Source organism: Mesorhizobium sp. M4B.F.Ca.ET.017.02.2.1 (assembly GCF_003998955.1).
Lineage (GTDB): Bacteria > Pseudomonadota > Alphaproteobacteria > Rhizobiales > Rhizobiaceae > Mesorhizobium > Mesorhizobium abyssinicae.
This window is the reverse complement of record NZ_RZOF01000336.1, coordinates 1-6890: the sequence shown is the minus strand read 5'-3', so window position 1 is coordinate 6890 and position 6890 is coordinate 1. Positions and strand designations below refer to the sequence as shown.

Annotated in this window: 6 protein-coding genes and 3 pseudogenes; 5 read left to right on the top strand and 4 right to left on the bottom strand. The window is 59.3% G+C overall.

Annotation, left to right across the window (positions count from 1 at the left end):
- Positions 1–626: 626 nt before the first annotated feature.
- Both EN738_RS28215 and EN738_RS36480 read left to right on the top strand, forming a co-directional pair.
- A complete protein-coding gene (locus EN738_RS28215) occupies positions 627–1679 on the top strand; it encodes a GSU2403 family nucleotidyltransferase fold protein (protein ID WP_245478401.1) in 1053 nt (350 codons plus the stop codon).
- A gap of 185 nt (positions 1680–1864) precedes the next feature.
- Positions 1865–2063 (top strand): annotated as a pseudogene (locus EN738_RS36480) (TrbC/VirB2 family protein); the annotation flags it as partial.
- A gap of 744 nt (positions 2064–2807) precedes the next feature.
- Here the strand turns inward: EN738_RS36480 and EN738_RS28200 are convergent.
- Entirely contained in the window at positions 2808–3170 is a 363-nt protein-coding gene (locus EN738_RS28200; RefSeq protein WP_127286523.1) for a low affinity iron permease family protein, read from the bottom strand.
- A gap of 182 nt (positions 3171–3352) precedes the next feature.
- Between EN738_RS28200 and EN738_RS35720 the strand changes: the two genes are divergently transcribed.
- From EN738_RS35720 to EN738_RS28190, 3 genes and pseudogenes are all read left to right on the top strand, one after another.
- Entirely contained in the window at positions 3353–3490 is a 138-nt protein-coding gene (locus tag EN738_RS35720; protein ID WP_189340173.1) for a hypothetical protein, read from the top strand.
- Positions 3491–3593: 103 nt separating this feature from the next.
- Positions 3594–3800 (top strand): annotated as a pseudogene (locus EN738_RS28195) (DUF982 domain-containing protein); the annotation flags it as partial.
- A gap of 80 nt (positions 3801–3880) precedes the next feature.
- Entirely contained in the window at positions 3881–4189 is a 309-nt protein-coding gene (locus tag EN738_RS28190; RefSeq protein ID WP_127286522.1) for a hypothetical protein, read from the top strand.
- A 167-nt stretch (positions 4190–4356) separates the two neighbouring features.
- On the opposite strand, the pseudogene EN738_RS36475 reads toward EN738_RS28190, so the two are convergent.
- The 3 genes and pseudogenes from EN738_RS36475 to EN738_RS28175 form a co-directional block, all read right to left on the bottom strand.
- Positions 4357–4931 (bottom strand): annotated as a pseudogene (locus tag EN738_RS36475) (hypothetical protein); the annotation flags it as partial.
- A 1387-nt stretch (positions 4932–6318) separates the two neighbouring features.
- Complete coding sequence (locus EN738_RS28180; protein WP_127286521.1) at positions 6319–6582, bottom strand: hypothetical protein; 264 nt, start codon at positions 6580–6582, stop codon at positions 6319–6321.
- A 52-nt stretch (positions 6583–6634) separates the two neighbouring features.
- Positions 6635–6890 (bottom strand): DUF892 family protein (locus EN738_RS28175; RefSeq protein WP_145966954.1); only part of this gene is annotated, 256 nt, incomplete at its 5' end.

The following is a 6890-nucleotide window of genomic DNA, read 5'->3' as shown; positions in this document are numbered from 1 at the left end:
GGCCTAACTGGAAAAAGGGGGGGCTAGGTTTTGCCGACCTATAAAAATGCCTCGGAACAAAAACTCGCCCCTTTCGTTGGAAATTGCCGGCCGGATTGTTCCCAACCCCGCTAGCCTTTCCGGTCGTTGTAATGTGGCCCGCTGCCGTCTGGCCGCGGGCTTCACATTTTAGCTAAAGCTGAAACAAGAGCCCGCCGACCGAAGCCGGCGGGAGAAGGTTGGACTTGCCAGGGTCTCTGGCAAAAAAACGGGCCGACCCGGCCTTTTTGGCAACGAAACAAAAGCTATTTCGCGGTGCCCGGCAATCGAGAGCGCTTGGCCTCTTCCTCCTGATGCTAGTCTCCCTCGTCAGCCGCTCTGCCAGCAGCTTTACACGGGCTTTGCGTCTGATCGACTTGATTGGAACCGATTGGAATTCGCTGCTTCGCGAGGAAGGTTCCTGAAAGGTCGACACTAGAGGGTTGCCGGCCGGGCACTAGCGGATCGCTGGATGCGGCCCTTTTCGAGACGGCCGTCGCAGCTCTTCGGCGGGCAGCACCACCGCGTGGCCATCGGACGTGCGATCGTCAAGGAGCGGAACAACGGGCCGTCTGTTCAACGATTTGCGCTTTCGTTGAACACGACGTATGTTCAACAAGCTAATTTTTGTTGAGCATCCCATGTTCGATCGCCACTCGCCCATTGCCCACTCAGCCTATCATGATCTAGTTGCGTCCTTGCGCGATGAGGCGATCGCGGAAATCCGTGGAACGCCGACCCGCGTAGAGCGCGGGCGCCGAACCTACTGGTATGATTCCTATCGTGTCGGCTCAGACGTCAAAAAGACTTATATTGGGGAAGACAGCGAAGCACTACGCGCCCGAATGCAGCGCATCGGCGCGCTCCGAGAGGGCCGTGAAAATCGCAGGCGCAACCGCGCCCGGCTGGTCCGTTTGTTGCGCGCCGAAGGGTTTCTTGGGATCGATGCAGCTACAGGCAGCCTTCTGCACGCATTGGCCTCAGCCGGCGTATTTCGCCTTGGCGGAACCGTCGTTGGGACGCAGGCATTCCGGCTCTACGAGGGTGAACTTGGCGTTCGCTTCAGCTTCGACCAGACAGCTCAGACGAGCGATATCGACATTGCGAGCTTCGAGCGCCTTTCCATTGCGCTTGAAGATACCGTATCGAGTCCGCTCGATAATGTTCTGAGAGATTTCTCATTTGAACCGGCGCCAGCGCTGGACCCCGGCAAAGCCTGGCGCTGGAGGCAAACGCGTAACGAGACGCTAGTCGAATTTCTGACACCATCCTTTACCGAAGACGAACCCTTGCGGCCATTGCCTGCCCTGGGTGTCCATGCCCAATCGCTGCATCACCTGAACTATCTGCTTGCGGAGCCAATCCTGGCCGCGGTCACATATCGCGACGGCGTTCTCATTCAGATACCTCGACCGGAACGCTTCGCGATCCACAAGCTCATAGTCGCGGACCGGCGACTTGATGGGCCAGACAGCCTCAAGGCGCTTAAGGACCGGCTACAGGCCGAATTTCTCATCACCGTTCTGGCCTTGGACAGGCCCGACGATGTGCAGGAAGCCCTTGAGGATGCTCTGTCACGAGGAAAGCGCTGGCGCGAACGGATCAAGAAGTCGATCAACAAGTCGCCATCGCTTCAGGCTAGGCTTGGTCCGCTCACCTAATCGACAGTTGCACGTTCGGGTTCTGAAGCGCCATCAACCGAATACGAGCATTAGCCCGGGGAGGCCGTCAGCGCTTTGGCGGACGATCGCGAGGCACGGGAGGGGACGGTGAGCCTGCCGCTGTCGACGAGCAGAGAGACGACCCACGCGTCGATCAGGCGGCATCCGCGTGGTCCTACCGATGCGCATTCGCGCAAGCCGCCGGCATCGAAACCGCACTGCACAACATCGTCGACCTCTTGACCGGCAACATCGCCAAGCTGCTGGCCACCATCGCGATGATAGTGATCTGCAATGCCTGGATGTTCGGCTACATGGCTCTCAGAAGGGGAGGGTTCTCGATCATCGGCATCCGGCGCCACCGAACTCGTGAACATCATCGTCGAACTGACGCCATGGCGAATTCGCGGGCTGCACCGGCCCCTGATGGTCCGCCGCGTGACGGTGGAAGCCATCTTCGTGAACATCATGCTCACCTGCGCCGGCTCCATCGCCCTGGCACTCGTGGACGTGGGTTGCGCGCACTCGTCAAACACGCCACAACATGTTTCGCATTCTGCTGGCCTGGGTGGAGACCTTGGCGGTCCCAGAACAGCACCTATTGGGCGAACCAACCTTACACGGCTGAGACCCGACCGACGCTTCTTCTGGTGGTCGGAACGCATGGCCGTTCGGGCCTCATCAAGGTACTTCTGGGAAGCGTGACAGAAAGCGTTCTGCGTTCGGTCGCCTCGATGTCTTTGCGGTACCGCCTTATCCGAAATTGATCAGGTCTGCGTGGATGATCGTCGGAGATCGTCTTGGGAGTCCGCGGTCGCCACGAAGGGGCGGGACGCCATCGTTGCCCTCACTGCGGTCCATGCGTTTCCTCCAAACGACCCACGTTGCGGGAAGACTGACGGCTGCCCATTCTGTCCGATGACCTCGCCGACTTCAGTCCGAACCAGTTGCATAGGATGAAGTTCGCTTGTCCAGTGCATGTGGCCACCGGCGACTCCGAGCTGATGCGCACGCCTAGCTCAATGTGCATCCGGAGATGAAATTCCAGCTCCTCCATAGTGCGAGTGCAGGGCCCCGCGGATAACGCGGAGAAGAATGTGAGCGTCAGCCGTCTTCGAAACGCGCAGTCTACACATCTCGCGACCTTTCCTTCGCCCGGGCGCATGCTGCGCGAAACTCCTCAACCTCTTCCTCCGTCAGATGCTCGATGCCGATAAAGTCGTTCTTGCCCTGGCCGGAGCGGATCAACTCATCGAGCTTTGCCTGGATGGCGGCGCCATCGCGGTTCTGTGTGTTCTGAATCAAGAAGACCATCAGAAAAGTGACGATGGTGGTTCCGGTATTGATGACCAGTTGCCAGGTCTCGGAGTAGTGAAACACAGGGCCAGTTGCCGCCCAGGTCAAAACCGATCCCAAGCAAAGAGCGAACGCCCACGGCCTACCTGTTGCGTGAGCGACTGCTTCCGCCATTCGATTGAACGTCTTTTCCATGACACAAACCCTGGATGATGATGCGCAACCAACGTTGGTTTAGGGCACCAGTTCCCACCGATCAGAATCGCGATCGCCGGCAACTTTTGCCCGCTTGCCGAGTTTGTTTCCTGAGGGTTTCTAAAAGGAAGAGTGTCACCATGGAAGCGACACAAACTCAGCCAGCCGCGGTAGGAGCCGGGGTGGAACGCAAGCGCTGCGCCGACATAGTCGACCTGCAGGCCTTACATTTTGAGCGAAAGAAAATCTTCCCGGTAGCCAGGGCGCTGAAGGCGGTGGCGCAAGAAATTCGCGGGGTTCAATCTCCGCCCCCGATGTGAGCCCGCTGCTCCCCGGCAGGGCCGATAAGCGCGATGACCGGCTGGCAAGGCGGCGCTTCTATTCTCCGGTCTATGTGAGAGCCGCCCCGGCGGACAGGCCTGTGAAGTTGGCCACGTCCAGGAAGCGGCCGAGCAACTCGTCAAATGGCCGAAGCGGGGGCCCGGATGGCACAAGGCAATGATCCTTTGCCTGTCAGCTCAGGAGGGCGATCCGATTGATCCGCAGGTCATACGCCAAGCCTTCGAAGCTGCGGCAAAGGAGGCTGGGATGTTGCTTACTTCCGACCCACGTAATGGCAGCCGAGATTAATTCGCTTTCCCCGGAACATCTCATCCATGAACCCTGTTTTCTCCTTACAGGTCCTTCGGCGATCTAGGGAGGATAAGCTGATGAACGTCGCCAACTTGCAACTTGAAGGCCTTCTTATGTCCGTAGCGTCAATCAACAATCTGCTGGTTCACAAAGGGGTTCTTTCGATCGACGAAATTGACCGCGCCTTACAACATGCCGAGGATTCGCTGTTGGACGACGCACGGCTTTACGAGGATATGTCCCCGTCAAATCGCGATGCTGTGTGTTTTCCGCTGAGATTGCTTCAGTTGGCTAACTTGGCTCAGTCGGAAACAGAGATTCCGCCATTCTCCGAACTTGCCAGAATGGTGGCCGAGCTCAAGCAGCCCTATAACGAAAAAGGCTAGCTCCACGACGTCGCCCCGTTCGTGCCGTTCGGGGCAAGCGCCTTCTGATTGCACATAGCATCGCCCGCCGGCGCTTGGTCAGCGGGCAACTTCGCCTTCTCTATGACTGCCCCTTTCGTCACCGAGGTAGCTCCTGGCAAGCGGCCTAAGGCCGCGCAGCGCACGCTTTCGCATTCGACTTCATCCGGCCCGTATGCAGGCGCATCCGGGTTGAATTCGCTCCATCCGCTGGCCTCATACTCCCGAGGGCGTTCAGACACGTCAACCGAACCGTCCTGCCCGAGGATGCGCTCGGCTTCCGGAACGGAGTTCATCCTGGACATTGGCAGTCACAAGTGTTCCGCCGCGTCTGATGTCTTCGGCGTAGACGTGAGCATCCCGCTCTGGCACCCCGGATTCGGTGAGCGCGCCCATCATCCCGCCGGCCGCTCCCCAACTGCGGCGCCGCTACCGCGCCGGCTGCTGTGGCGACGAGCCATCCAGCTGCAACTACAGGTCCCGTGCCTGGGATGGTCATTATGCCAAGACCCGTCAAAAGACCCCCGGCTCCCCCGATAGCCGCGCCTATGCCGGCACCGCCTGCTGCATCGTCTGCAACGTCAGAGGGTTCGCCATCATACCAATCGGCAGAGTTGTTAGCCACGAGAGTGATATCGGCCGAGGAGACTCCGAACGCATCCAATTCGCCAACCGCGTCAGAGGCGTAGGCATAGTCGTCGGACAGTCCGGTAGGGATTTTCATTTTTCTCTCCATCGCGTTCCTTGGGTGCCGGCAAACACGCTGCCTGATAATCCAGAGCGACGCTTGTGGATTGCCCGTTCTTGGCGGTGGCCTGACCGCGCCAGATACCTTGGTTGTCTTTAGGTCGGCCACGTTCGAATACCCGGCGCTTTCGATCCGGGCGTTGGCCTGGTCCTCCGTGAAGCTGTTGGCGCCAGGCACGGGAGACGCTGTCGACGGGGTGCTCGATGTCTTTACCGGCCGCCGGGGTTGTCCCGCCCCAGCCGCGGAATGTCGATCATCTCCTTTTGCATTTTCAGCGTGGGGAGCGTTTCTTGGGCGATGTCTTCAGTGCAGCGTTGTCGCCGTCTGCCGCGTAGCTTTAAAATAGGCCGACAGCATCGGAATGAGCCTTCTGCTGCGGCGCTTTGCTCCAGGTGAATGGAGTAAGGCAGGCGGGCAACAGGGCCACGTGCTCACGCTGCAGATGTCCCCGCGTGCACTACGATCCCGCCGCGGACGGCCCGAAAGTGAGAATAATCAAGAGGGCGACAAAAAGCATCGCGGCTATCATGGCACCCCACATCAGGATATTTCCGGTGCCGCGTTGCTCCGGGGCGCGAGACAGGTGTTTTGCCATTGGATGCGAACCTCAGTAAAATCATCTCTCAGCAACGTGCCTTCACAAGGGCTGGTTCCCGGCCGCTGCACCGCATCCCAAGTGGGGCTGAGGTCTTGTTCCGAAGATTCCGGGGCGCGGCCGGAACATTAGCGGCTTTGAATTAGTTAGGTCCTTGCGTCGGATGAGGCTGCTTGGAGTTCGGCGTAGGCTGGTGGGGCAAAAACATCAGCCGCGGCCCGCGTTATCGGTCCTCCGTAGCGCGGGCTTTTTCATGCCGCTGGAACAATGCGGCCACCTCGCAGTTTTCATGGTTGGCGGTGCATTCCAGATCACAACTCCGTGGCGCCGCCCGGAAACCTAGCCGAATGAAGCCCGCTCCGGTCCCCTCCCGGTGCGGGCTTCATTCAATATGACGCGGCCGGGGCCGACTGAGATGGCGATTGACGGCCAAGACCCATTCAGAACTAGACCAAGGAATGGAGCGAACGAGTAGGGCAGCGCGTGAAATTATCGAAATGGAAGCAGCCGCGCGCGCTTAGAGGACGGGTTAAAGGATTTGCGCGAAGCAAAACATGCCACTGAGCGACAGCCTGTGAGGAAACCCAAAGACGGCCGACTAGCATTTAGGAATCGAGATCCATCCGCCGGTGTCTCGGCTGCTCATGCCAGACAACCTGTCGCAGTCGCGCCAGTCCACTGCTTGACCCCAGAGGGGACATTTGTGGAAATGATCGCCGGCGCTCAGGTCGCGCGCCGGCAACCGCCGCTCAAGATCGGAAAGCTTGGTCATTTTACGAAGACGGGGGTCTGCCGTCGTTCGTCCCATTCGCGAACGCTTTCATCATCGTCGCTCCCCCGGATCTCTTCAGCAACTGACGACAGAGCCCGTGAAACATTGAACAGGTTTAGCCGTTCAAAGGCGCGCGCTCGTTGCTGCAGGATCATTATACATCGTCGACGTTCAGAGACGGCTTCGGTCACCGATGCGACTGGTACCATCGCATCGGCTGGTTGTTCTACATGGAAGTTGGATTGCATCGGAATGGTCATCGTAGCACCATGCGGCTCCGGACAAGCACCGGAGCCGCTTGTTGAGAGCTGATCAGGCCGCTTGCAGGGCGCGCTCGTTGGCGTCGCTCTCGCCCAAAGCGCTGAGCGCTTCGTCGGTCGCCGTCTCTTCTTTGAGGGTTTCGCGCAACAGCGGGATGGCATCCTTCATGCCGAGTTGCTCCGCCCAGGCGATGAGGGTCCCGTAGCGGGCAATCTCATAGTGCTCGACCGCCTGTGCGGCGCCTACAAGGCCCGCATCGAGGGCAGGCGCCCCCTTATACTCTTCGAGCACCTCCGAGCCCTCTGCG

Bases quoted from the DNA above. Each gene is read 5' to 3' on its own strand.
- EN738_RS28215 (WP_245478401.1), top strand. From the start codon at position 627: ATGTTCAACAAGCTAATTTTTGTTGAGCATCCCATGTTCGATCGCCAC.
- EN738_RS28200 (WP_127286523.1), bottom strand. From the start codon at position 3,170: ATGGAAAAGACGTTCAATCGAATGGCGGAAGCAGTCGCTCACGCAACA.
- EN738_RS28190 (WP_127286522.1), top strand. From the start codon at position 3,881: ATGAACGTCGCCAACTTGCAACTTGAAGGCCTTCTTATGTCCGTAGCG.
- EN738_RS28180 (WP_127286521.1), bottom strand. From the start codon at position 6,582: ATGACCATTCCGATGCAATCCAACTTCCATGTAGAACAACCAGCCGAT.